The 24,823-nt window shown below is 45.8% G+C and carries 28 protein-coding genes and 2 tRNA genes; 17 read left to right on the plus strand and 13 right to left on the minus strand.

The features are described from left to right. The 4 genes from ICN23_RS06535 to ICN23_RS06550 form a co-directional block, all read left to right on the plus strand. Window positions 1-338 (plus strand): CDP-alcohol phosphatidyltransferase family protein (locus ICN23_RS06535; protein WP_370624760.1); only part of this gene is annotated, 338 nt, incomplete at its 5' end. 105 nt (window positions 339-443) lie between these two features. After that, window positions 444-519 (plus strand) — tRNA-Gly (locus ICN23_RS06540). A 49-nt stretch (window positions 520-568) separates the two neighbouring features. Next, window positions 569-642: transfer RNA gene (locus tag ICN23_RS06545), tRNA-Cys, on the plus strand. 92 nt (window positions 643-734) lie between these two features. Then, window positions 735-1,196, plus strand: coding sequence for a hypothetical protein (locus tag ICN23_RS06550; protein ID WP_216231408.1), 462 nt, complete (start codon window positions 735-737; stop codon window positions 1,194-1,196). A gap of 65 nt (window positions 1,197-1,261) precedes the next feature. Here the strand turns inward: ICN23_RS06550 and lexA are convergent, their stop codons facing one another. Further along, window positions 1,262-1,981, minus strand: a complete 720-nt coding sequence (lexA, locus tag ICN23_RS06555; protein WP_216231409.1) for a transcriptional repressor LexA — start codon at window positions 1,979-1,981, stop codon at window positions 1,262-1,264. Between the two features lie 59 nt (window positions 1,982-2,040). On the opposite strand from lexA, the gene ICN23_RS06560 reads away from it, so the two are divergent. The 6 genes from ICN23_RS06560 to dnaB all read left to right on the plus strand — a co-directional run bounded on the left by ICN23_RS06560 (window position 2,041) and on the right by dnaB (window position 6,193). Beyond that, window positions 2,041-3,117 (plus strand): asparaginase, encoded by a 1,077-nt coding sequence (locus ICN23_RS06560; protein ID WP_216231410.1) that lies wholly within the window; start codon window positions 2,041-2,043, stop codon window positions 3,115-3,117. Window positions 3,118-3,251: 134 nt separating this feature from the next. Then, window positions 3,252-3,626, plus strand: a complete 375-nt coding sequence (gene rpsF / locus ICN23_RS06565) for a 30S ribosomal protein S6 (protein WP_215361101.1) — start codon at window positions 3,252-3,254, stop codon at window positions 3,624-3,626. A 59-nt stretch (window positions 3,627-3,685) separates the two neighbouring features. Beyond that, a complete protein-coding gene (priB, locus tag ICN23_RS06570) occupies window positions 3,686-3,979 on the plus strand; it encodes a primosomal replication protein N (protein ID WP_072583120.1) in 294 nt (97 codons plus the stop codon). A gap of 13 nt (window positions 3,980-3,992) precedes the next feature. Then, the gene (gene rpsR, locus ICN23_RS06575; RefSeq protein WP_011902267.1) at window positions 3,993-4,265 is read left to right on the plus strand and encodes a 30S ribosomal protein S18; all 273 of its coding nucleotides are present in this window, start codon (window positions 3,993-3,995) and stop codon (window positions 4,263-4,265) included. A 13-nt stretch (window positions 4,266-4,278) separates the two neighbouring features. Next, window positions 4,279-4,731 (plus strand): 50S ribosomal protein L9, encoded by a 453-nt coding sequence (gene rplI, locus ICN23_RS06580; RefSeq protein WP_216231411.1) that lies wholly within the window; start codon window positions 4,279-4,281, stop codon window positions 4,729-4,731. Between the two features lie 64 nt (window positions 4,732-4,795). Next, a complete protein-coding gene (dnaB, locus tag ICN23_RS06585; RefSeq protein ID WP_216231949.1) occupies window positions 4,796-6,193 on the plus strand; it encodes a replicative DNA helicase in 1,398 nt (465 codons plus the stop codon). A gap of 108 nt (window positions 6,194-6,301) precedes the next feature. Here dnaB and ICN23_RS06590 read toward each other — a convergent pair whose 3' ends face one another. The 11 genes from ICN23_RS06590 to ICN23_RS06640 all read right to left on the minus strand — a co-directional run bounded on the left by ICN23_RS06590 (window position 6,302) and on the right by ICN23_RS06640 (window position 16,717). Then, entirely contained in the window at window positions 6,302-6,568 is a 267-nt protein-coding gene (locus tag ICN23_RS06590; protein ID WP_216231412.1) for a hypothetical protein, read from the minus strand. A gap of 103 nt (window positions 6,569-6,671) precedes the next feature. Further along, the gene (locus ICN23_RS06595) at window positions 6,672-7,205 is read right to left on the minus strand and encodes a C40 family peptidase (RefSeq protein WP_216231413.1); all 534 of its coding nucleotides are present in this window, start codon (window positions 7,203-7,205) and stop codon (window positions 6,672-6,674) included. Continuing rightward, window positions 7,186-8,844, minus strand: a complete 1,659-nt coding sequence (locus ICN23_RS06600; protein ID WP_216231414.1) for a PhoH family protein — start codon at window positions 8,842-8,844, stop codon at window positions 7,186-7,188. Before ICN23_RS06600 ends, ICN23_RS06595 begins: the two co-directional genes overlap by 20 nt. Before the next feature lie 233 nt (window positions 8,845-9,077). Beyond that, on the minus strand, window positions 9,078-9,545 hold the full coding sequence (locus ICN23_RS06605) for a peroxiredoxin (RefSeq protein WP_216231415.1): 468 nt from the start codon (window positions 9,543-9,545) through the stop codon (window positions 9,078-9,080). Window positions 9,546-9,585: 40 nt separating this feature from the next. Next, on the minus strand, window positions 9,586-10,503 hold the full coding sequence (locus ICN23_RS06610) for a polysaccharide deacetylase family protein (protein ID WP_216231416.1): 918 nt from the start codon (window positions 10,501-10,503) through the stop codon (window positions 9,586-9,588). Between the two features lie 16 nt (window positions 10,504-10,519). Further along, a complete protein-coding gene (locus tag ICN23_RS06615) occupies window positions 10,520-11,566 on the minus strand; it encodes a bifunctional UDP-4-keto-pentose/UDP-xylose synthase (protein ID WP_216231417.1) in 1,047 nt (348 codons plus the stop codon). 25 nt (window positions 11,567-11,591) lie between these two features. Continuing rightward, window positions 11,592-12,461, minus strand: coding sequence for a formyltransferase (locus ICN23_RS06620; RefSeq protein ID WP_216231418.1), 870 nt, complete (start codon window positions 12,459-12,461; stop codon window positions 11,592-11,594). Further along, the gene (locus ICN23_RS06625) at window positions 12,462-13,424 is read right to left on the minus strand and encodes a glycosyltransferase (protein WP_216231419.1); all 963 of its coding nucleotides are present in this window, start codon (window positions 13,422-13,424) and stop codon (window positions 12,462-12,464) included. A gap of 42 nt (window positions 13,425-13,466) precedes the next feature. Continuing rightward, the gene (locus tag ICN23_RS06630) at window positions 13,467-14,633 is read right to left on the minus strand and encodes a DegT/DnrJ/EryC1/StrS aminotransferase family protein (protein ID WP_216231420.1); all 1,167 of its coding nucleotides are present in this window, start codon (window positions 14,631-14,633) and stop codon (window positions 13,467-13,469) included. A 24-nt stretch (window positions 14,634-14,657) separates the two neighbouring features. After that, the gene (locus ICN23_RS06635) at window positions 14,658-16,340 is read right to left on the minus strand and encodes a glycosyltransferase family 39 protein (RefSeq protein WP_216231421.1); all 1,683 of its coding nucleotides are present in this window, start codon (window positions 16,338-16,340) and stop codon (window positions 14,658-14,660) included. Continuing rightward, window positions 16,340-16,717 carry an Mth938-like domain-containing protein gene (locus ICN23_RS06640; RefSeq protein WP_216231422.1) on the minus strand — a complete coding sequence of 126 codons (378 nt, stop codon included), beginning with the start codon at window positions 16,715-16,717 and terminating at the stop codon, window positions 16,340-16,342. Before ICN23_RS06640 ends, ICN23_RS06635 begins: the two co-directional genes overlap by 1 nt. 79 nt (window positions 16,718-16,796) lie before the next feature. Here ICN23_RS06640 and ICN23_RS06645 point away from each other — a divergent pair, with 79 nt between their 5' ends. The 7 genes from ICN23_RS06645 to ICN23_RS06675 are packed head-to-tail and all read left to right on the plus strand — an operon-like array spanning window position 16,797 to window position 24,535. Next, window positions 16,797-18,053 (plus strand): pyridoxal phosphate-dependent aminotransferase, encoded by a 1,257-nt coding sequence (locus ICN23_RS06645; protein ID WP_215348581.1) that lies wholly within the window; start codon window positions 16,797-16,799, stop codon window positions 18,051-18,053. Next, window positions 18,050-19,360: a homoserine dehydrogenase gene (locus ICN23_RS06650; protein ID WP_216231423.1), complete on the plus strand. Its 1,311-nt coding sequence runs from the start codon at window positions 18,050-18,052 to the stop codon at window positions 19,358-19,360. Before ICN23_RS06645 ends, ICN23_RS06650 begins: the two co-directional genes overlap by 4 nt. 19 nt (window positions 19,361-19,379) lie before the next feature. Then, window positions 19,380-20,822 carry a threonine synthase gene (gene thrC, locus ICN23_RS06655; protein WP_216231424.1) on the plus strand — a complete coding sequence of 481 codons (1,443 nt, stop codon included), beginning with the start codon at window positions 19,380-19,382 and terminating at the stop codon, window positions 20,820-20,822. Between the two features lie 55 nt (window positions 20,823-20,877). Then, complete coding sequence (glp, locus tag ICN23_RS06660) at window positions 20,878-22,101, plus strand: gephyrin-like molybdotransferase Glp (RefSeq protein ID WP_216231950.1); 1,224 nt, start codon at window positions 20,878-20,880, stop codon at window positions 22,099-22,101. A gap of 18 nt (window positions 22,102-22,119) precedes the next feature. Then, on the plus strand, window positions 22,120-22,377 hold the full coding sequence (gene moaD, locus ICN23_RS06665) for a molybdopterin converting factor subunit 1 (RefSeq protein WP_216231425.1): 258 nt from the start codon (window positions 22,120-22,122) through the stop codon (window positions 22,375-22,377). Between the two features lies 1 nt (window position 22,378). Continuing rightward, on the plus strand, window positions 22,379-22,843 hold the full coding sequence (moaE, locus tag ICN23_RS06670; protein ID WP_216231426.1) for a molybdopterin synthase catalytic subunit MoaE: 465 nt from the start codon (window positions 22,379-22,381) through the stop codon (window positions 22,841-22,843). A 33-nt stretch (window positions 22,844-22,876) separates the two neighbouring features. Further along, window positions 22,877-24,535 (plus strand): carboxylesterase family protein, encoded by a 1,659-nt coding sequence (locus ICN23_RS06675; RefSeq protein WP_216231427.1) that lies wholly within the window; start codon window positions 22,877-22,879, stop codon window positions 24,533-24,535. Between the two features lie 29 nt (window positions 24,536-24,564). Here ICN23_RS06675 and ICN23_RS06680 read toward each other — a convergent pair whose 3' ends face one another. Next, the gene (locus ICN23_RS06680; protein WP_068322262.1) at window positions 24,565-24,819 is read right to left on the minus strand and encodes a GIY-YIG nuclease family protein; all 255 of its coding nucleotides are present in this window, start codon (window positions 24,817-24,819) and stop codon (window positions 24,565-24,567) included. Window positions 24,820-24,823 lie beyond the last annotated feature (4 nt).

Consider the following 24,823-nt stretch of genomic DNA (forward strand, 5'->3'; position numbering starts at 1 on the left):
TTGCGGCAGCATTATTGGTATTGCTCAATATGGATCGAGTACAAGTTTGGGTAGCACTCATCATTATTGGACGTGAAATTACTATTTCTGCTTTGAGGGAATGGATGGCTTTGTTAGGCGCAGGGAAAAGTGTGGCCGTTCATATGGTTGGTAAGCTGAAAACGACTGCTCAACTTATAGCGATTCCATTTTTATTGCTCAATGACACCTTATTTGGTTGGTTAAATTGCGCGCAAGTAGGTACTTGGTTAATTTGGATTGCCTCATTTTTAACGCTCTGGTCGATGTTCTATTACATGAAAAAGGCGTTGCCGCAGTTAGCCGGAAAAATCGACTAGGTATTCAAAAGCCCAGCTGGATAGGGTTTTCAAGGTAATTACATCCCCCCATTTTTGGGAATAATGCTTTCTTTGCGATTGTTTGTTAAACTATCGCCCTGTTATGCGGGAATAGCTCAGCTGGTAGAGCGATACCTTGCCAAGGTATAGGTCGGGAGTTCGAACCTCCTTTCCCGCTCCAAGTTCGATGGGAAGCCCTAAAAAGCTTCCCATTTTTGATTCAAGAGTATGGCGCGTTGGCCGAGTGGTTAGGCAGGAGCCTGCAAAGCTTCGTACGGGGGTTCGATTCCCTCACGCGCCTCCAGTAATTTGTCTTGACGAATTAGGGGCATCACCTAAAATGCTTTTAACTATTGCAAGTAAAAGCGATAACTACCTTAATCAAATTAAACACACATGATCACAACCCAAACTCTCAAAGTTAGTGCCCTAGCATTATTTATGGCAGCGATCTTAGGTGCGTGCGCTAGCTCAGGTGACTCTCCTTCTGGCTCGCCTCAAGAGGTGCAGGAAGTTCAATCACAGTTATTGGGCGATATGCTCTTGCCACAAGGTGCGCGATTGAATGGCACTGATTCGATCATTATCGGTCGTGGGAATGAGTGGGTTGGTAGAGCAATCGTTAATGCATTGCAAGGCTCAACAGATGTTTATGCTTTCTTCCAATCGGAATATCCAAAGGCTGGTTGGACAACGGTTACTGCTGTGAAAGCAAAAACTAGCATCTTGGTTTTCACAAAAGGTGATAGAACTGCAACTATTGAAATAGTAGATGGATCTTTAGGCGGACCAAAATCAGTGATCGTGATCACTTCTTCGCCTAAAAATGCAAACGTGGTTGCTCCAACTCGTAAGTAATTCGTTCGGTAGTGCAAATAAAAAAAGGCCTCTTAAAAGAGGCCTTTTGCTTTAGGGGCTCTAGCTTAAAGCCCTTCAGCCCTAATGAGACCAACTGCTTGACCTTCAATCGCAAAGTTAGGTTGACGGCTATCCACCAAAATATTTTTGAAGTCTGGATTCTCTGCTTGTAACTCAATGACCATGCCATCAGCAGTTTTCTTTTGCTGCCAACGCTTCACCGTGACTTCATCATCAAGACGAGCAACAACAATATCGCCATTGCGAACTTCAGTTGTTTTTCTGACAGCCAAATAATCGCCATCCAAAATTCCCGCATCGCGCATGCTCATCCCTTTTACTTTTAATAAGTAATCAGCGCCTTTACTAAACAGACTTGGATCAATTGGAACTTGTTTCTCAATATGTTCAACCGCCATGATTGGAGAGCCAGCAGCAACTCGTCCGATCAATGGCAGAGTCAGTTGTTGCAAAGCGCCTGATGGCAAAGAAAGTTGGCGATATTTATTGCTGTGGTGTGATTGATTAAATCGCTGTGGAATACGAATGCCGCGTGAAGTGCCCGGGGTTAATTCGATATAGCCTTTCTTCGCTAAGGCACGCAAATGTTCTTCAGCGGCATTGGCAGAAGCAAAGCCAAGTTGTGTTGCAATTTCTGCACGAGTTGGAGGTAAGCCACTCTCATCAATGGCTTTTGTGATCAACTCCAAAATCTCATTCTGACGTGGAGTGAGCTTGGGGAGGGCAGTCAGCTCCTCCGGAAAATCGACTGTGTTTATGTCCATACTGGGATTGTATACAGCAGTATTTGATATATCAAGCAATTTAGAGGGGATAATGGGGTATGAGCTCAATTGAAAACCATTTAGAAACTTCACCCCATATCCTGGTGCTAGGCATGGGCGGCACAATTGCAGGTTTGGCGCCGCACCCAACAGAAAAGCCAATGGAGTATGAAGCGGGCCAAGTTGAAATTACTTCCTTGTTAGCCCAAATCCAATCTGCGGTGCCCGAAGGCGTCAAGCTCGTTTCTAGGCAGTTAGCCAACATCAATAGTCGCAACTTGACTGAAGCCTTGTTAACGCAACTTGGTGATGCTGTTCAGGAGTCCCTTGCTCATACCTTGGTTAAAGGCATAGTGGTCACTCACGGAACTGACACTATCGAAGAAACAGGCGTCTTTTTACAGCTGACTTGCGGTAAAAATGCTCAAAATTTAGGCAAGAGGGTCATCTTGACCGGCGCCATGTTGCCGGCAAATGCGCCTAAAGCAGATGGCCCATCCAATTTGCTGGACGCTATTCGCTGGGCATCTACCCCAATCGATAACTGCCCCGGTGGTATTTATGCCGTTATGGATGGCAGAGGCTGTTTAGCTATGGATTTAGCCAAACGACACGGTAGCGCCTTAAATGCACCCATTCAGGGGTCTCCAAGCAGCTCAGTTGGGTTGATTAATCCTTCTTGGCTTTCTGGGGTAAAGGCGGTTCAAGCCCTTTGGGTAGAGGATTTGCCGATTCCTAAGGAGAATGAATGGCCTTGGGTAGAAATATTGACTAGTCATGCTGGCGCTCGTGCAGAGACGATTACCCAATGGCTAAGCTCCAAAGTAAAGGGTCTAGTGCTTGCCGGTACAGGCATGGGGGGCTTTCATGATGCCTGGAGGGATTCTCTGGTGGCGGCAGTCAAGCATGGGATTGCTCTGGTGCGAACTACAAGAACCGGGGCGGGAGAAACCGTTCCCAATCTCCCTGAAAAGGATATCTCTGGATGCTTGGCGTCCGGCAGTCTTTCGGCACCCAGAGCCAGAATTGCGCTTCAATTAGCTCTCAATGCTGAAAAACATGCTCAGGCCGCTGGTAAATCCCTGACTTGGCAGGATTTTTTTGCTAGAATAGCGGTCTTGCCTGTTATTCGGTAAGCGCTGAAAAGCGGCTGTAAAAGTGTTGTAAGTACTACCTACAATTTGTTACTACCTTGTCACACTGGCGCTGAGTTCACAACCATCAGAACTTAGCAAGACGCCCAGGTGACTTAATCCTTAAGGAGTGTTTGATGCGTCATTATGAAATCGTCTTTATCGTCCATCCGGACCAAAGCGAGCAAGTGCCAGCGATGATCGATCGTTACAAAGCTACATTAGCAGCTGCGGGCGGCAAAATTCATCGTATGGAAGACTGGGGTCGTCGTCAGATGGCTTACATGATCGACAAGCTTGCTAAAGCCCATTACGTTTGCATGAACATTGAGTGCGACCAGAAAACTCTGGAAGAGCTCGAGCATGCGTTCAAATTTAACGATGCTGTTTTGCGTCACCTCATTATCAAGACTAAGAAAGCTGAAACAGAGCCTTCCATCATGATGAAAGAAGTGCAACGCGAAGAAGCGCGCAAATCAGCTCAAGCCGACGCTCCTGTAGCGGCAGCCTAAGTTAGAAATTTGAAGAGGAATACACAGACTAGAAAACGTATCAGAGAAGCGGAGCGGCGTTGAATCATTTCACCCTAACTGCAATCTTGGTATCTAAAGACGCGATTCGATTTACACCAGCAGGAATACCGGTGATGCATTGTCAGCTAGAACATAGCGGCCAGGCAAACGAGGTAGGAGTAGCGAGGAAAATTCAGATGAACGTTGAAGCCATCACAATCGGTCCGATACAAAAGGATCTAGAGCGAATGGATTTAGGAACTGAGGCAGTGTTTGAGGGATTCTTAGCACCCAAGACTCTACGTAATCAAAGACTTGTTTTCCATATTACCCATATTCAATTGAAAAATTAAAGAGGAAATCATCATGGCGTTTGGAAAGAAACCCGATTTCAAAAAGAAACCAGCTCAGAACCCATTGTTCAAGCGTAAGCGTTATTGCCGTTTCACTGTTGCTGGCGTAGAACAGATTGATTACAAAGATGTAGATACATTGAAGGACTTCATTGGCGAAAACGCCAAGATCACTCCTGCTCGTTTGACAGGCACAAAAGCAAAGTATCAGCGTCAATTAGACACTGCTATCAAGCGTGCTCGTTACTTGGCTTTGTTGCCATTCTCCGATCAACACAAGAAATAATTAGGAGCCCTCAATGCAAATCATTCTTTTAGAAAAAGTAACAAACCTGGGCAACCTCGGCGACATCGTTCGCGTTAAAGACGGTTTCGCTCGTAACTTCTTAATCCCACAACGTAAAGCTCGTCGTGCGACTGAAGCAGCCATTGCTGACTTTGCAGTACGTCGTGCTGAGTTGGAGAAATTGGCTGCTGAGAAATTGGCTGCTGCTGAAGCAGTTGGCATCAAGCTCAAAGACTTGGTTCTCGAAATCGGTCAAAAAGCAGGTGTTGACGGTCGTTTGTTTGGTTCTGTAACCAATCATGACATCGCTGATGCTTTGAAAGCTAAAGGCTTCACAATTGAGAAGTCTTCAGTTCGCATGCCTACTGGCCCATTGAAAATGGTTGGTGATCACCCTGTAGCGGTTGCTGTTCATACCGACGTAGTTACAGACATCACTATTCGTGTAGTTGGCGAGCAAGCTTAAGTTAAGTCTGTAAACTAGCCTCATGGCTGAATCCCGTTCACGTTCCGTTACGCTGAATCCCGGCATGATAGGTTCTGGGGATGCAGTCGTGCAGGCTTTAAAAGTTCCACCGCATTCAGTAGAAGCCGAGCAATCTCTGCTCGGCGGTCTACTTATTGATAACTCCTCTTGGGACAACCTTGGCGGAGTATTAAACGATAAAGATTTCTATCGCCCTGAGCATGCTCTGATCTACAAGGTTATTGCTCGTTTAGTTGGCGACAATCATCCTGCTGATGTAATTACTGTTTACGACGCTGTGAAGTCTGAACAGGGCGGCGACTTAGTCAGTATTGACTATCTCAATTCTTTAGCGCAAAACACACCTAGTGCAGCGAATATTAAAGGCTATGCCGACATTGTTCGTGACCGCAGTATTTTGCGTCGCTTGATCGAAGTTTCAGACAGCATTGTAAATTCTGCATTCGTTCCAGAGGGGCGCACTGTCAGAACCCTGTTGGATGAAGCTGAGTCACGCATTCTTCAGATTGGTGAAGAGGGTAGTCGCAAAGCCGACTATCTTGAGATTGAACCTTTGCTTAAAGCTGTTGTTGCGCGTATTGATGAGCTCTATAACCGTCAAGGCGGTAGCGACATTACCGGCATTGCAACTGGCTTCTTAGATTTAGATAAGCAAACTAGTGGCCTACAAAAAGGCGACCTTGTAATTGTTGCTGGGCGTCCTTCGATGGGTAAGACTGCATTCGCATTGAATATTGCTGAGAACGTTGCGCTTGCTGAAGGCTTGCCAGTCGTTGTGTTCTCCATGGAGATGTCAGGCGAACAATTAGCTGCCCGTCTATTGGGATCTGTTGGGCGCGTTGACCAAGGTCGTATGCGTACTGGTAAGTTGCAAGATGATGAGTGGCCACGCGTCACTGATGCCATAGCCCGTTTAAGTAATACCCAAATTTTGATTGATGAGACTGGTTCTTTATCAAGCTTAGAGTTGCGCGCACGTGCACGTCGTATCGCCAGAAATTTTGGGGGCACACTTGGTTTGGTAGTGATTGACTACTTGCAGTTGATGAGTGGTTCAGGATCGGAAAACCGAGCAACTGAGATTTCAGAAATCTCTCGCTCCCTTAAGTCGCTTGCAAAAGAATTGCAGTGTCCAGTAGTGGCGCTCTCTCAGTTGAACCGTGGTCTTGAGCAACGTCCTAATAAGCGTCCAATCATGTCTGACTTACGTGAATCAGGCGCGATTGAACAAGATGCTGACTTGATTATGTTTATCTATCGTGATGAGGTATATCACCCAGACACTACAACCGATAAGGGGGTAGCTGAGATTATTATTGGTAAGCAGCGTAACGGCCCAATCGGCACTGTGCGCTTAAGCTGGCAAGGTCCGTATACCAAGTTTGATAACTTAGCAATGGGATCTATTGGCTACTCTTCTGGTGGTTACGAGCCGTTCTAATTCAAGAAATAATCAAAAAACTTCATAGAAGAGTAAACGGACAAACAAAAAGCCTCACAGTGTGAGGCTTTTTTAATGCACTGAATATATCAAGCTATGTCAGCAACCTTATTTGCCGCCCATGCATTTCTTAATGGATGCATCTTTAGCTGCGCCATAGAGTGGCTTGCCATCCTTGCTCACGGCTTTAGCTTCACAATCATTTGGTTTTGTATCACCCATACATTTCTTAATGGATGCATCTTTAGCTGCACCATAGAGTGGCTTGCCATCTTTGCTCACGGCTTTAGCTTCACAAGCGGCTTGATCAGCAAATGCATAAGTGGGAAGCGCAAAGCTCAGTGCAATACTTAAAGCGACGATAATTTTTTTCATGGAGATTCCTTAATTAAGTACTTCAGTTGATAGATTACTGTAATCAAAATTAGGCTTTTATATAAGATAGGGAAAGTGCTATTAGCCTTAAAGTATGAAGCCATTAAGGCACCATTCTCCGGGCTTCAGTGAACTTTGCTGCCCAATAAGGTGAGGTAATGTAGTCAAGACGTACAGTGCCGCCAGCACTTGGAGCATGGACAAATCTGCCCTGGCCCACATAGATGCCCGCATGAGAATATTTCTCGCCAGTGGTATTAAAGAAAACTAGGTCGCCTGGCGCTGGCGGTTGTCCATCAATACTTCTGCCTTTGCTGCTCATGAGCTGAATAGTCCGGGGTAGCTTGATCCCTGCCGCTTTGTTATAGACGTAAACAATCAGCCCACTGCAATCAAATCCACCTTTAGGGGTATTGCCACCATAACGGTAGGGGACGTCTACCAATCCTACTGCAGCAATCGAAATATCTTCGGTGCCAACACTAGTATCTTGTTTAAATTGAACTACTTTAGTTGATGGACTAGATTTACTACTGAATGTGCTGCATCCGCTTAGGATGAGTAAGCTGCAAATAAAAATGCCGCACCCTAGAAGAGTGCGGCATGAAGAGTGCTGCTTAGAGAGCGTCAGCTGCATGATCCGCAAGACGAGAGCGTTCGCCGCGAGCCAGAGTCACGTGACCGCCGTGACGCCATCCTTTAAAGCGATCAACCACATAAGTGAGGCCGGAAGATCCTTCAGTTAAGTATGGGGTGTCGATCTGGGCAATATTACCTAAGCAAACAATTTTGGTTCCTGGGCCAGCGCGGGTAACCAGTGTCTTCATTTGTTTTGGTGTGAGGTTTTGTGCTTCATCAATGATGACAAACTTACTTACGAAAGTTCTGCCTCGCATGAAGTTCATGCTTTTCACTTTAATGCGCGAGCGAATAAGTTCTTGAGTGGCAGCACGACCCCATTCGCCAGCTCCATCATCATTGCGCTGCAAAACTTCGAGGTTATCGTCAAATGCACCCATCCAAGGCTGCATTTTTTCTTCTTCGGTGCCCGGTAGGAAGCCAATGTCTTCGCCAACAGGTACTGTAGCGCGGGTGATGATGATCTCGTTATAACGCTTACTATCAAGTACCTGTTCAAGGCCTGCTGCTAATGCCAGCAAGGTTTTTCCTGTTCCCGCTTGCCCAAGCAAAGTTACAAAGTCTACGTCTGGATTCATGAGCAAGTTCATGGCAAAGTTTTGCTCGCGGTTACGTGCAGTAACACTCCAGACATTGTTCTTTTGATGTGAGAAGTCTCTTAAAGTTTGTAAGAGAGCAGTTTTGCCATTAATTTCTTTGACTTGGGCATAGAAAGGTGTGGAACCATCAGGATTTTCTTGATAAACAAATTGATTTACCAGCATGCTATTTACAGACGGACCAGTCACTCGGTAGAACATCGTGCCAGATTTGGAGTCTGCCCAGCTCTCCATATCCTTGCCATGCTTAGGCCAAAAATCTGCTGGCAATGTCATCACGCCGGCATACATGAGATCACGATCTTCTAATACTTGGTCATTGAAGTAATCTTCAGCAGGCAAGCCAAGTGCACGGGCTTTAATGCGCATGTTGATATCTTTAGATACCAGCACAACTTCTTGACCCTTACGTGTTTTTTGCAGCTCACTAACGACTGCCAGAATAAGGTTGTCACCTTTGCCTTCAGGTAAGCCCTCTGGCAAAGCCTGTGTAGTTAACTTAGTCTGGAAAAATAGGCGACCTGTGACATCTTGGTTGCCTAATTTATTGAGTGGAATACCATCATCCAAAGTGCCGCTGGTGCCAGCAATAAGCTGATCTAGAGATCTGCTGACAGTACGAGCATTACGCGCAACCTCAGTCATCCCTTTTTTATGGTTATCCAGCTCTTCTAGAGTGGTCATCGGTAAATACAGGTCATGCTCTGAGAAGCGGAATAGGGAGCTTGGATCATGCATTAGCACGTTAGTGTCTAAGACAAACAGGCTGGGTGGTCCAGTGCGGATTACGCGCTTTGGTTTTGCTGGAGCTGGCGCTTTACTTTCATTGCGCTCATTACGAAGAGGGCGATGATCCGCCTTAATTTTTTCGAGAGCTACTTCTGCCTCAGTTAAATCTTCTTCAGCATCATTGGTCCAATCAACTGCTTCTACTACCACTGGTTTTGCTGGAGCAGGGCGCTTCTTTAAGTCAGGAGTATCTTTGCGACTGAGTTTTACTTGATCAGCAATTTGAGTGGGGATTGGGGGCAGTGGCATGGACTCTCCTAAAAGAAAAAACCGCCAAGCGGAGTGCATTGACGGTTTATTACGAAACTGATTGCATCGAGACTTAAAAAACGGAGGGGGTTACTCTCCGCACCTGATCTGAGGTATTCAGGTTTCTGATTCAAACGGATTGTCAGACTTTCCCGTCGTTTACGGTGCATATGAATCACTTTACCCCAAATTTTGGGGTTTGCAAGCACCTCAGAACAAATTGTTGTAAAAAATTATTTGGTGACTTGGGCTGCTTGTAATACTTCTGTCACATGACCTGGAACTTTAAGTCCACGCCACTCTTTAACCAGATTTCCGGAGGAGTCAAATAAGAAGGTGCTGCGCTCTACACCGCGGACTTGTTTGCCATACATATTCTTCATTTTCATCACACCAAAGATCTGGCAAAGTTTTTCTTCGGTATCGGCAACTAGCTCGAAAGGGAGCTGCAATTTGCTGCGGAAGTTATCGTGTGACTTGAGGCTATCTCGGGAAACCCCTACCACCAGAGTATTAGCTTTGGTGAATGCTTCAATATTGTCTCTAAATTCTCCGGACTCGGCTGTGCAGCCAGGAGTCATATCTTTTGGATAAAAGTAGAGAACCAGTTTTTTGCCTTTGGCAGACGCAGGTGAAAACGTCAATCCAGAGGTTGCTGGAATCGCGCACTGCGGCATAGGTTTACCGATAGCTACTGTCATGATGATCCTTCTTTGGTTGTCTCTAATGCTTAATGGATTATTAATTATTTTGAATGATTAAATCGCCGCTGCGGTTAGGTATTTCACCCCATGTAAGCGGTAATACAGCTATTTTATCGAGTTGTTTAGTGGCTTCCCAGGATTTGTGAAGTTGACCCATAGTAACTAGATCATGGCCTTGATTTAGCCATCCAGCCAATAGCTGTTCAAAGGCAGGCAACAGCTTTTGCCCTTCTAGTTCAGCGTGCAGGGTGAAGACTTGGTCGTTAGGGTTGCTTTGGGTAATCTCTAAAAGCTTTTTCACTGCACCAAATTCATCTGCACCGTCGATGCCAATCAACTCATCAAAAGTGGGGAGTGTTGTCGGATATTGGACATGCTTAGCTTTACCTGAAGACAGATTAAGTCGATAGGGCATGAGGTTTGGTTCTGCTCTGCCATCAGAGGAATAAGCAATGCCCCATTGATCGAGCTGCTCAAAAGCTGCCTCATTCATTTGCCAACCAGCAGCACCATAAGTCACTGGTGCATGACCAAAAATTTCTACAAAGCGATCCCAGCTTTTTTGCATCATGGACTTTGTCCATTGCGGATTTTTAGTACGCACTGCATCTTGCCAGGCAACGTGATCCCAGGTATGAATACCCGTCTCATGGCCAGCTTGATCAATGGCACGCATTTCTACTGCAGCTTTCTTGCCAATATCCGGTCCTGGTAGCAGAACGCCATAGAGCAAGGTCTTAATGCCGTAGTGTTCTACAACAGAGGTGCGACTTACTTTTTTTAGAAAACCTGGGCGGAATACACGCTTTAAGGCCCAGCCAGTGTGATCAGGGCCAAGACTAAAGAGAAAGGTCGCTTTGAGTCCAAAACGTTCTAGAGTACGAGCTAGATTGGGTACACCTTCTTTGGTGCCGCGTAAGGTATCAACATCAACCTTGAGAGCAATCTTAGCCATGAACCCTTAAATTTATTTATTCTTTATCGACTAAGGTGCGCGCTTTTTCTACATCTTCACGATACGCTTCAAAAATATTCTTGAGCGCATCAGACATCGTGGTAGTTGGCTTCCAACCCAGTTCGTTCATTGTGTTGTCAATCGCCGGAACACGGTTCTGAACATCTTGATAGCCTTCACCGTAGTAAGCGCCAGATGTAGTTTCTACAATCTTCACTTCATTCGCAGTCTTAGCGTATTCGGGAATGCTACGAGCGATTTCTAACATCTGATTCGCTAGTTCACGAATAGAGTGATTGTTCTTTGGATTGCCGATGTTGTAGATCTTGCCATTTGCAACACCATCTTTGTTATCGATGATGCGCATTAAGGCGTCGATACCATCGTCAACATAAGTAAAGGCGCGCTTCTGGGCACCACCGTCAACCACGTTGATGGATTCGCCGCGAACAATATGACCCAAGAACTGAGTCACTACACGTGAAGAGCCTTCTTTTGGTGTGTAAATACTATCAAGACCTGGGCCAATCCAGTTAAATGGGCGGAAGAGGGTGAAGCGCAGACCTTCCATGCCATAACCCCAAATCACGCGATCCATTAACTGCTTGGAGCAAGCGTAGATCCAGCGTGGCTTATTGATTGGGCCGTAAACCATATTAGATTTGGCTGGATCGAATTCACTATCTTCACACATTCCATACACTTCAGAAGTGGATGGGAACACCAAATGCTTTTTGTATTTGACTGCGGAGCGCACGATCGGAAGGTTGGCTTCGAAGTCGAGCTCAAACACTTTGAGAGGTTGCTGTACATAAGTTGCAGGTGTGGCAATCGCAACTAAAGGCAGAATGACATCACATTTACGAATGTGATACTCAACCCATTCTTTGTTGATGGTGATATCACCTTCAAAGAAATGCATACGTGGATGATTAATTAAGTCACCAAGGCGATCGTTTTGCATATCCATTCCATAGACATCCCAGTCGGTTGTCTCGAGAATGCGCTTTGAAAGGTGGTGACCAATAAAACCGTTAACGCCAAGAATGAGTACTTTTTTCATCTTTACTGCCTCGTTTTAATCTAATTTATTTGCTTGCTGGAAACCATTCCAAGATTTCTACTACTTGGCGGTCGCCGCAAATGCCGAATACCCGATTATCAACCACTTGGATGCCGCAAACCCCAAGATCGAGATTGACTGGAAATGGTCCGTTTAGGCTAGTACGGGCGACGATCATGGTCTTATTGTCATGATCCGTAAAGGCGCCTGGATATGGGGGCGCAACTGCTCTAACGAGGTCATGAACCTGTTTGGCAGTCTGATTCCAGTGAATTTGACCATCTGCGGGCTTTCTACCGCCAAAATAACTACCTTTTTGGAGTTCATTAGGCTTTCGAGGAACTTTGCCCTCTAACAGGCTGGGCAAAGCTTGCTTAATGACGGTCACGGCAGCTTGGCTCACTTTGCCAAATACATCAGTAGCAGTTTCATCTGAGCCGATAACGACGGCTGCTTGCCCAACAATATCTCCTGCATCCGGCTTTGCCTCCATGACATGTAAGGTAGCGCCTGTTTCAGTTTCACCATGAAGGATGGCCCAATTCACTGGCGCACGCCCACGATATTTTGGTAGAAGTGAGCCATGCATGTTGAGCGCAGCAATTTTTGCGCACTTCAGTATCTGCTCCGGAATCATGAAGCGATAGTAGAAGGAAAAAATATAGTCGGGTGCAAGGGTCTGCAGTTTCGGTATTAAATCCTGCAACTCATTAGCCGCTGGTGTGATGTACGGAATATTTTTATCAGCACATAACTTTGCTACGCTCCCAAACCAAACATTTTCATTGGGGTCATCTTGGTGAGTAATTACAAGATCGATTTGTATGCCGGCATCGAGAAGTGCTTTGAGGCAATTGACGCCAACGTCGTGATAAGCAAAGACAACTGCGCGCAATTATTTTTTCTCTAAAACAGTTTGCACAACATAACGAGGACGTTTGCGAATTTGCTGATAGATGCGACCAATATACTCACCTAAAAGACCAAGCCCAAAGAGCATGACACCAATTAGGAAGAAGGTCAGCGCAAAGAGGGTAAAGACACCCTCAACCTCAGCGCCTAGAACGAAGCGACGCACTAGTAGATAGGCGAAAAGGCTGCCAGCAGCAAGGGATAAGAGCATGCCGAGAATCGAAAAGATCTGCAGCGGCATGATTGAAAAGCCGGTAACCAAGTCAAAGTTCAAACGAATGAGTTGATACAGGGTGTACTTAGATTCACCTGCAAAACGCTCTTCGTGTTTCACCGAAATTTCCACTGGGTTAGCAGAAAAGGTATAGGCCAGCGCCGGAATAAAAGTATTACTCTCATCACATTGACGAACCAAATCAACAATGCGACGACTATAGCCACGCAGCATGCAGCCTTGATCAGTCATCGTGATGCGGGTGATGTTTTCACGTAAGCGATTCATCGCACGGGATGCAAATTTTCTAAAGAAGCTGTCCTGACGATCGGCGCGAATAGTGCCAACGTAGTCATGACCTTTTAATAATTGCTCTGTCAAAGCATCAATTTCTTCAGGGGGATTTTGTAAGTCCGCATCCAAGGTAATGATGTATTCACCTTTGGCGTACTCAAAGCCAGCCATGATCGCCATATGTTGACCAAAGTTGCTGTGAAATAAAACTGCTCGAGTGACGTCGGGACGTAATTCCACTTGCTTAGAAAGAATGCCGGCGGAGCGATCTTTGCTGCCATCATTCACAAATACAACTTCATAGGTGATTTTGCGTTTAGCTGCTAGTGCATCTAAAGCGGGATAGAGGCGATCAAATAGAGCCTGGAGGCCATCTTCCTCGTTGTAAACGGGAATAACAATACTGAGTGTTGGGTTGGCAACTAAATTGGCAGTCATGCTGCAATTTTGCCTGATTCTCTGGGCTTAGCCCTAATAACACTAGTTTTTGCGGTATTTCAGCAAAATTCCTACCAAACCCCTGGCTATGCGGCCAATATCCTCATCTCCCATTGCAGGAAACAAGGGGAGAGTGAGGATGGATTTTCCTATGCGCTCTGCGATTGGCGTATCGGATGTTTTGTAGCCTTGGTTTTTGTACAGCGTAAAACCAGTTATGGCGGGGTAATGAACGCCGGTGCCGATACCTAGATCTTTTAACTCCGACATGACTTGGGAGCGATCTGTATTGAGCTGATCAAGTGGCAATACCACTTGAAACATATGCCAGTTGCTATCAGTAAAATTTTCTACCGGAAGCTCTAGCTTTAAATGATTTAGTCCGGATGTATTTAATTCAGAACGAATGACTTCAAAGTACTGTTTAGCTAAGGCAGTACGACGTGCTTGATATGAGGGAAGTTGCTTGAGTTGCTCAAGACCAATTGCCGCATTCACATCAGTCAAATTATCTTTGCCGCCCAATACATCGACGTCCATACCGTCCATACCCTGGCGGGTTAATCCTTGTAGGCGAAATTTCTCAGCAAGCTTTGCCTCATCTGCATTATTGAGAACAAGGCAACCACCTTCAACAGTGGTGAGATTCTTATTCGCCTGAAAGCTAAAGCTGACTAAGTCGCCAAAGCTACCAATCTTCTTGCCTTTCCACAGAGACCCAAAGGCTTGTGCGGCATCTTCGATCACGCGCAGATCATGTTGTTTGGCTAATGCGTAAAGTTGATCCATATCGACAGGCAGGCCGGCTAAATAGACTGGCATGATGGCGCGAGTCTTGGATGTAATTGCTGTCGATACTTTGCTGAGATCAATATTGCGTGTGACCGGATCAATATCAACAAACACCGGTTTAGCACCAACGCTCAAAATGACGTTCGATGTTGCCACCCAAGAAATAGGCGTTGTAATGACCTCGTCACCTTCACCAATGCCTGCGACTTGAAGTGCAATCTTCATAGTTGCTGTGCCGTTAGCAAAACAGCGTACAGGGCGACCGCCAAAGTAGGTGCTTAAGCTGGCTTCAAACTCTGCCAACTTAGGGCCTGAGGTCACCCAGCCAGAACGCAATACTTCTGAAACTGCATCAATCGTTTCTTGATTGAAGCTTGGGCGGGTGAAGGGGATGAATGGCTGGCGAGAGTCTGACATGATGACTTATATTACTTTAATGACTTACTGCGAAGCTTCCGGGTGCCTCACGATTACCCTACGAGAATCGCGGTCGACTTCTTGCATTGGAAAGTTTTGAGCCTTCAACGCCTCAAATTGCTCTGGAACCATGAGGGCATAGGCTGTTTGATCTTCCTTCCAGCGCGCAATAAATGCATCTAGAGTAGGCATCCAGAGATCTGGTTCTTGCTTAACGCCAAACTCGAGCTCATCTGGAGACTCCACCATGATCATAGTTCTACCTAAATAGAATGGCACGGTGTGATCCAAGAGTCGCACTGAATAGAAATTGACTTTTTCAGGAATGGAAGCTTTTACACGTTCAACTAAATCGATACCGGAGACTGCGCGACCTAAAGTCTCGTGACCAGTTCCCGCAATGATGGCGCAAAGAAAAAATCCACATGCAAAACTTACAATACTTTGAATGCCATTGCGCTTACTTTGCCAAGAGGCATAAATGCCAAAAATAACTAACGCTACCAATGCAGCAATTACCCAGTGTGTATATTGTGCATAAGCCTCAATCTCATCAGGCCTAGCTTGCTTACCAATGGCATCTAAAAAGAAAAACCCAATACAACCAAGAAGCGCAAAGCCAAGCGTTTGTAATTTCCATGGCACCGCCATGGTATTAGTGTGACCGAGCAAGCGATCTAAACGGTTGCCAATAATGAGAGCAAGGGCCGGGAAGATGGGGATGATGTAGCCAGGTAATTTAGAACGCGAAACACTAAAGAACGCAAAGATCACGACAAACCAGCAGACCAGCAACCACCCAGCAGAAAACTCGCGGCGGCGTTCGCTCCAGGCTTGCGCCATGGCTCCGGGGATTTGAAGTACCCAAGGAAGCAATCCAATTAACAGCAGTGGTACAAAGTAATAAATAGGACCAGTTCTGCTGTGGGCATCTTGTGTGAAGCGTTGTAGATGCTCATGAATGAAGAAGAATTCTAAAAATTCAGGATTGCGCTGCGTTACCAAAAAAAACCAAGGGGAGGTGATTACTAAGAACAAAATAGTTCCGCTAATCAAGCGTAGTCGAGTCCATATTTTCCAGTCCCAGGTGCTAATGGAGTAAGCAATAAATACCATCGCGGGAATCGCTGCACCAATAACGCCTTTCGATAAAGTGGCGAGCGCCATAAATATCCAGCAAGCCCACATCCAATTTCGGCAACTGTTTTTGTTGTGGGAAGTTTGGGAGAGTAATAAGCTACACAGAGCAGCCACCAAAAAAGCAGACAAGCCCATATCTAATGAATTGAAGTGGCCGCTGATGATCCACATTGGGCTTGAAGCTAATACCACCGCTGCTAACCATCCCGCTCTGGCGTTATAAATTCGGGCACCAGTAAATCCAACTAAGAGAATAGTCAGAAAGCCTGTTAATGCAGTCCACAATCTCGCTTGCCAATCACCAATACCGAATACTTGAAAAGCTGCTGCAGTTGCCCAAGCTTGTAGTGGTGGTTTTTCAAAATACTTATAGCCGTTGTAACGCGGTGTAATCCAATCGCCGGTGACCAGCATTTCTCGAGCAATTTCTGCATAGCGTCCCTCGTCTGATGGAATGAGGTGGCGGTAGTTGAGAGTGCCAAACCAGAGCAGGGCGTAAATGATGACCAAGAGCAAAATCTTGCCCGGATGGAGGGCTGATGACTGCCGAATTTGGCCAAATTGCATTAAACAGGCTCCACAATCAGGGCCAGTAAGACTTGACGTCCTTCACCCACCAGAATGTTGTAAGTACGGCAGGCGGCTTGAGAATCCATGATTTCAAAGCCAATTTTGGCGGAAATCAGAGCTTTTAGGAGTTCTGGTTTGGGAAAGCGCTGGTGTTTTCCAGTCCCAATAAGAATTAATTCTGGTTTTAAATCAACGAGTTGCGAGAAGTGATGGGCTTCCAAGTTATCAAATGACTGGGCTGACCACTCTGAGATGGCACCATCCGAGCTCAGGACAACAGCATGGGCGTAAGGAGTCTTATTGATCTCTACGTAACCATCGCCGTAGCCAGTGATCGTATTCGCTCCGGAATGGGGGTCAGATTGAAGCTTCAAGTGGACTCTCTGTCATAATTATGTGGATTATAGCTAGCTGTTTTTTCTCATATTTCAAGAACTTACCCTTTAATTTATTGTGAAACCAATCCGAAAGTCCCAAAAGCTCGATAACGTCTGTTATGACATACGTGGGCCGGTGCTCGAGCTTGCTCAGCGCATGGAGGAAGAGGGTCACAAAATCATCAAATTAAACATCGGAAACGTAGGGGTTTTCGGTTTTGATCCTCCTGAAGAGATTCAGTTGGACATGATCCGCAATTTAAGTAATGCCTCAGCATATTCCGATTCCAAAGGAATCTTTTCTGCTCGTAAAGCAATCATGCAGTATTGCCAGGAAAAGGGTATCCAGGGTGTGACCTTGGATGACGTCTATACCGGCAATGGCGTTTCTGAGCTCATCGTGCTGTCGATGAATGCGCTATTAAATGATGGCGATGAAGTATTGGTCCCAACTCCAGACTATCCGTTATGGACAGCTGCAGTGAGTTTATCGAGTGGCACGCCTGTGCACTATCTTTGTGATGAATCCAAAGATTGGGCTCCAGACTTAAATGATCTGCGTAAAAAAATTACACCTCGCACCAAAGCAATTGTGGTGATTAATCCCAACAATCCTACTGGCGCAATTTATTCCAAAGAAGTTTTGCTTGAGCTGACGCAGATTGCCCGCGAACACGGTTTGATTTTGTTTGCTGATGAGATTTACGACAAGATGTTGTATGACGGTGAGAAGCATATTTCTCTTGCGTCTTTATCGACAGATGTAGTCACTATCACCTTTAACGGCCTATCCAAGAATTACCGTTCATGTGGATACCGCGCTGGCTGGATGATTGTTTCTGGTGATAAAGAAATGGTCCGTGATTACATTGAAGGTCTGAATATGCTGGCTTCGATGCGCTTGTGTGCAAACGTGCCAGGCCAATATGCAATTCAAACTGCACTAGGTGGTTATCAAAGTATTAATGACTTGGTGGGCGACGGTGGTCGTCTTGCAAAACAACGTGATCTCGCATGGAAATTGATTACTGATATTCCGGGTGTGACTTGCGTGAAACCTAAATCAGCTTTGTATCTATTTCCAAGGCTGGATCCTGAGGTATATCCAATAGAAGATGATCAGCAGTTTGTTGCCGATCTTCTGAAGGAAGAAAAAGTATTGTTAGTACAGGGCTCTGGTTTTAACTGGGGCAAGCCTGACCACTTCCGTGTAGTGTTCTTGCCTCACGAAGATGTGCTTAAGGAGGCTATTGGCCGTCTCGCACGTTTTCTGGAGCGTTATCGTAATAAGCACAGCCGTAAGGCTTCCTCAACTGCAGCAAAGGCATCATGAAACCGATTCAAGTAGGTCTATTAGGTATTGGCACTGTTGGTGGTGGCGTATTCACCGTTCTCGAACGTAACCAGGATGAGATTACTCGTCGCGCTGGCCGTGGTATTCGTATTAATACCGTTGCTGATCTCAATGTAGATCGTGCCAAAGAGTTGGTGAAGGATCGCGCACAAGTGGTGAGTGATGCCCGCGCAGTAATTAATAACCCAGAGATTGATATCGTTGTTGAATTGATTGGTGGTTATGGAATTGCTAAGGACTTAGTTCTAGAAGCGATTGCCGCTGGTAAGCACGTAGTGACAGCCAATAAGGCATTGATCGCGGTACACGGCAATGAGATTTTTAAAGCAGCACATGCCAAAGGTGTGATGGTGGCTTTTGAGGCTGCAGTTGCAGGTGGTATCCCCATTATTAAAGCTTTGCGCGAGGGCTTAACTGCCAACCGCATCGAATGGATTGCCGGCATCATTAATGGCACAACGAATTTCATCTTGTCTGAGATGCGAGACAAAGGTTTGGATTTTCAAACAGTTCTGAAAGAAGCGCAACGCTTAGGCTACGCGGAGGCAGACCCAACTTTTGATATTGAAGGCGTAGACGCAGCGCATAAAGCGACCATCATGAGTGCGATTGCATTTGGCATTCCAATGCAGTTTGAAAAAGCACACGTTGAAGGCATCACTAAGTTAGATGCGATTGATATTAAATACGCCGAGCAATTAGGCTATCGCATTAAGTTGCTAGGTATTGCTAAGAAAACACCAATCGGTGTTGAATTGCGCGTACACCCAACACTCATTCCATCTAAGCGTTTAATTGCAAACGTTGAGGGCGCCATGAATGCCGTGCAAGTATTTGGTGATGCAGTTGGCACCACCTTGTATTACGGTAAAGGCGCGGGTTCTGAGCCAACTGCTTCTGCTGTAATCGCTGACTTGGTTGACATCACCCGCTTATTAAATGCAGATCCTGAGCATCGTGTTCCATATTTGGCCTTCCAGGCAAATGCTGTGCAGGACACCCCTGTATTGCCAATCGGCGAGATCACTACTAGTTATTACCTACGCTTGCGCGTGGCCGATCAAGCCGGCGTCTTGGCTGACATCACCAAAATTTTGGCTTCACATGGTGTTTCAATCGATGCGCTCTTGCAAAAAGAAGCTGACGAAGGTGAGAGTCAAACGGATTTAGTAGCTTTGACTCACGAAACCAAAGAAAAGAACATGCTTGCTGCAATTAAGGAGATTCAAGCTCTCAAAACTGTTGCCGGTGAAGTGGTGAAGATCCGTTTAGAAAATTTGTCTTAAGTTAAATTCAGCAAAATACATGCGTTACCAATCTACTCGCGGCAATAGTCCGCAACAATCCTTCTTAGAAATTTTGTTAGGTGGATTGGCGCCTGATGGCGGCTTGTATTTGCCTGTCCAATACCCAAAGATCACTGCAGCACAATTGGATTCATGGCGTGGTTTGTCATATGCCGATTTAGCTTATGAAGTATTAAGTCTTTATTGTGACGATATTCCTGAGGCAGACTTACGCGCACTCTTGCGTAAAACTTATACCGAGCAGGTGTATTGCAATGGACGTCCACAAGACAACGCCAAAGACATTACCCCAATACATTGGTTGGGTGAGGAAAAGGGTACACGTATTGGTTTATTGAGTCTCTCAAATGGACCAACATTAGCCTTTAAAGATATGGCCATGCAGTTGCTTGGCAATCTGTTTGAATACGCTCTTAAGAAAAAAGGCCAGCATCTCAATATTTTGGGCGCAACTTCTGGCGATACTGGCAGTGCTGCAGAATATGCAATGCGCGGTAAAGAGGGTGTAAAGGTGTTTATGCTTTCACCGCGCGGCAAGATGAGTGCATTCCAATCTGCACAAATGTATTCCTTGCAAGATCCGAATATTTTCAACTTAGCGGTAGCGGGCGTCTTTGATGATTGCCAGGATATCGTGAAGGCGGTCAGTAATGATCATGCTTTTAAAGCGAAGAATCAGATTGGTACCGTGAACTCCATTAACTGGGGTCGTGTAGTGGCTCAAGTGGTTTACTACTTCCAAGGTTATTTATTGGCTACCAAATCTAGTAATGAGAAGGTTTCATTTACTGTGCCATCAGGCAATTTTGGTAATGTTTGTGCCGGACACATTGCCCGCATGATGGGTTTGCCCATCGAACATTTAATTGTTGCTACCAACGAGAATGACGTTCTTGACGAGTTCTTCCGAACTGGCGTCTATCGCGCTCGCAAGTCAGCGGAAACGCTGCATACCTCCAGCCCATCTATGGATATCTCTAAAGCGAGCAACTTTGAACGCTTCGTATTTGATTTCATGGGTCAAGATGGCAAAGCAACTGCTGCTATGTTTAAGCAAGTGGATGTGGCTGGCGGCTTTGACATTTCCAAAGATACTGTTTTTAAAGAAATTGGTAAGTACGGCTTCCAATCAGGTCGCAGTACACATGAGAATCGCCTTGCAACTATTCGTGATGTTGATCAGCGCTATGGCGTCATGATTGATACGCATACCGCTGATGGCGTGAAAGTTGCACGTGAGCACTTACAAGCGGGTATTCCAATGATCGTCCTTGAGACGGCATTACCCATTAAGTTTGAAGAGACGATTGAGCTTGCTCTAGCTCGTCCCGCCGAGTGCCCGCCTGCTTTTAAAGATATTAAATCGAAGCCGCAGCGCGTAGAGGATATTGACGCTGATGTAGATCAAGTTAAAGCTTTCATTACTACGCATCTTGGTTAATTGATTTAACCCAAAGCTTTAAGCAATCAGGAATCACCTTATGACTAAGCCACCGATGTTGACAGCGCAGCAGGCCTTAGACCATTTACTCTCTCATGCAGTAGCGGTCAAAGAGAGTGAGAAGGTCAATACACAAGCCGCTTTGGGAAGGGTGCTTGCTGAAGACTTAAAAAGCTTGGTGGATGTTCCGCCGCTGGATAACACCTCAATGGACGGTTATGCTGTTCGCTGTGCGGATACTGCAACTCCAGGTCAAGCGCTCAAGATTGCGCAACGCATTCCAGCTGGTTCAGTAGGAGTGCTATTAGAGCCCGGCACAGTTGCCAGAATTTTCACGGGCGCCCCAGTTCCTCCCGGTGCTGATGCGGTAGTGATGCAAGAAGATTGCACGGTTGATGGTCAGTCCGATCAAGTGACTATCAATATTGCTCCGACGTTGGGTCAGTGGATTCGTCGTAGAGGTGAGGATTTAACGGCGGGTAAGACATGTCTGGTCGCTGGTACATTCTTGCGCCCGCAAGAGTTGGGTATGGCTGCTTCAGCAGGCCAAACTCACCTCAATGTTAAGCGTCGTGTAAAGGTGGCTGCATTCTTTACAGGTGACGAGTTAGCACTTCCAGGCGAGCCCTTAAAGCCAGGAGGCATCTACAACTCGAATCGCGATACCTTATTAGCCTGCTTGAAGTCCCTGGGTTGCGATGCAACGGATTTAGGTATTGTTCCCGATCGTTTGGACGCAACTCGTGAAGCATTGCGTAAAGCAAGCAAAGATCACGATTTAATTATTACCTCCGGTGGTGTCTCCGTTGGTGAAGAAGACCACATTAAACCTGCGGTGACTGTGGAAGGAAGATTGGATCTGTGGCAAATCGCAATCAAGCCTGGAAAGCCTCTGGCATTTGGAGCGGTACGCAAATCAAATGAGTCAATAGACGGTGAGGCTTGGTTTATTGGCCTACCTGGTAATCCAGTTTCTAGTTTTGTGACCTTCTTATTGTTTGTTCGCCCTTTTATTTTGAAGCTGCAAGGACGCGAAGCCAAACTCCCTCAATCGTATTTAATGCGTGCTGACTTTGATTGGCTAAAAGCCGATCGTCGCAATGAGTTCTTGCGGGTCAAAATCAATGATCAAGGCGGTCTGGATTTATTTCCTAATCAAAGCTCAGGCGTTCTTACTAGCGCATCTTGGGGTGATGGTTTGGTTGATTGTCCGCCAAATCAGCCAATCAAAGCTGGTGATTTGGTGAAATACATTCCTTTTGATGCGCTTCTCAAATAATCGGTTTACGATTAACTCATGAAACTTGAATTACGATTCTTTGCCTCATTGCGTGAAGCGCTTGGTCTCTCGCAAGAGAGTGTCACTGTTCCTGCAACAGTGAAGACGATTGCCGAACTTCGGGAGCATCTCATTGAGCGCGGCAACCCTTGGTCTGAAGTATTGGCTGAAGGTAAGGTATTGCGCTGTGCCCTTAATCAACACATGGTTGATGCTGGTACTCCATTGCAAGATGGTGCTGAAGTAGCTTTCTTTCCTCCGGTGACCGGCGGCTAGTATGTCCAATTCATCTATTCGTATTCAGGAAAACGATTTCGACCTTAGTGCTGAAATAGGGGCGCTTCGTAAGAATGATCCACGTGTTGGTGCGGTGGTGTCTTTCCTGGGAACGGTCCGGGATATGAATGACGGTAGCCAAGTGAAAGGCATGACGCTGGAGCACTACCCTGGCATGACTGAAAAAGCGTTGCAAGAAATTTTGGACCAGGCTAAAGCGCGTTGGGACATCTATCAAACTCTAGTGATTCATCGAGTGGGTCCGCTCCTACCCGAGGATCAAATTGTTCTGGTTGCGGTTACTAGCGCTCATAGGGGAGAAGCTTTTGCTGCCTGCGAGTTCATCATGGACTACTTAAAAACAGCAGCCCCATTTTGGAAAAAAGAAGACACACCTGAGGGTGCTCGTTGGGTGGATGCCCGCGTGACTGACGAGGCTGCAATGGCGCGTTGGAATAAATCCTAATTTGTATTGCATTTTTCGTAAGAGAGATTTCAAGTGAATAAATTAGTTGCCTTGCTGTTGACTACTATTGCTTTCAGCGTATCTGCCGCAGAGAGGCCTGTTGTTAAGATTGAAACAGGTAGCTTGCAAGGTGTGATCGAGCACAACATGCAGGCGTTTAAAAACGTTCCTTATGCAGCCCCTCCGTTGGGTGAGCTGCGTTGGCGCCCTCCACAACCAGCGCTTGCTTGGAGTGGAACACGTGATGCTAGTAAGTTTGGTGGTGCTTGTCCGCAGCAATATATTAAAAATCTTAACGATGGTCTTGGGCTTCCAGGTAGTGAGGATTGTTTAAAGCTCAACGTTTTTGCGCCCTCAAAACCTAATAAGAATTTGCCAGTCATGGTTTGGTTCCATGGTGGCGGATTAATCGTAGATGGCGCTAAAGATCCACAGTTCACCCCAATCAATTTGGTGAAGAATGGTGTCATCGTTGTTACGGTTGACTATCGCCTTGGATCATTAGGCTTCTTTGCTTCAAAAGAGTTGATTGAAGAAGCAAAAGCTAAGGGTGAGCCAGTAGGCAATTACGGCACCATGGATCAAATTGCCTCTTTAAAGTGGGTCAAAAAGAATATTGAAGCATTTGGGGGAGATCCCAATAACGTAACAATCTTTGGTCAATCAGCTGGTGGTAGAAGTGTGACCTGGTTAATGGTTTCTGATGCAGCTAAGGGGCTGTTCCATAAGGCGATTGCCCAAAGTGCGCAACAAAGTCCTTTAAGGGGAATGACTGAAAAGCGTTTTGGCTTAACACCAGAAGTGGATATAGGCGCTAAATTTATGGCTGCACTTGGCGCAAAATCATTAGCCGAGTTAAGAAAATTACCAGTTCAAAAACTAATCCTTGATGGCAACTCTTACTATGCCGGTGAGTTTGGCGGTCCTTTTGTGGATGGTCAGATTTTAAAGGGCGACCCCATTCCTTTGTTTGCCGCTGGTAAGCAGGCAAAAGTTCCTTTCATGATTGGTACAAACTCATTTGATAGCGATTTCATGTTGCCTGGCGAGCCTGCCTTAGATGTCTTTTTGAAGAATGTGCACGAAGACCCAAAGATTATTGAGCAGCTTTATGCCAATGTAAAAGATAAATGCATTTTGAATTCTTTTGTAATCCAGGATCTGATGTATCGCGCCAGTACCAAATTATTGGCAAATAGCATGAATGGCATTGCCCCCGGCTATGCCTATTACTTTGATTACTTAACTCAGAATATTCGAGCCGCTTTACCGGGTGCGCCTCATACTTACGAGATACCTTATGTCTTCGGTAGCTTGGGGTTAGTAACCCAAGCTCCTAAGCAGGCCTTAACGGGTGTGAATCAATGCGATCGAATTGAAAAAGATATTGCTGGGTTCAAGAAAACGCATGTCTGGCCAAAAGACTGGTTTCCGATTGTGGATAAAAATAACCCTCAGGATCAAGTAATGTCAGAGAGGTTATCTACTAGTTGGGCAGCATTTGCCAAAACCGGCAATCCAAATGTGAGTGGTCAGGCAAACTGGCCCATATACAACCTGAATGCAGACGTTATGAGAAATTTTTCACCTGGCTCTGAAACGATTACGGGATTATTTAAAGATCGGGTGGCTTATCAAGCTCTGCATTTAAGAGAAATCTATGCGATCGAACGTGTAAAAGATGCTTTCTAAAATTCAAGTAAATAGCAAACCAACCACCCTCAAGGGTGGTTTTTGTTTTTAAAGAATGCCAACTTTTCAGAACGGGGAAGTTGCTTTAATTTGATCTCTGCCTTTGAGGCTTCAGATCGATCCGGGTGTTCTTGTGTAGCTAAAAGGACAACTGGTCTGCGAGCTCTTGTATAGCGAGCGCCTTGCCCTGAGTTGTGAGCTTCTAGGCGATGCTCTAGACGGTTTGTTATGCCGGCATAGTACGTGCCGTCAGAGCATTCTAGGAGGTAAACAAGCCAGGTCAAAATG

The organism is Polynucleobacter sp. MWH-Jannik1A5 (assembly GCF_018881795.1).
Classification (GTDB): domain Bacteria; phylum Pseudomonadota; class Gammaproteobacteria; order Burkholderiales; family Burkholderiaceae; genus Polynucleobacter.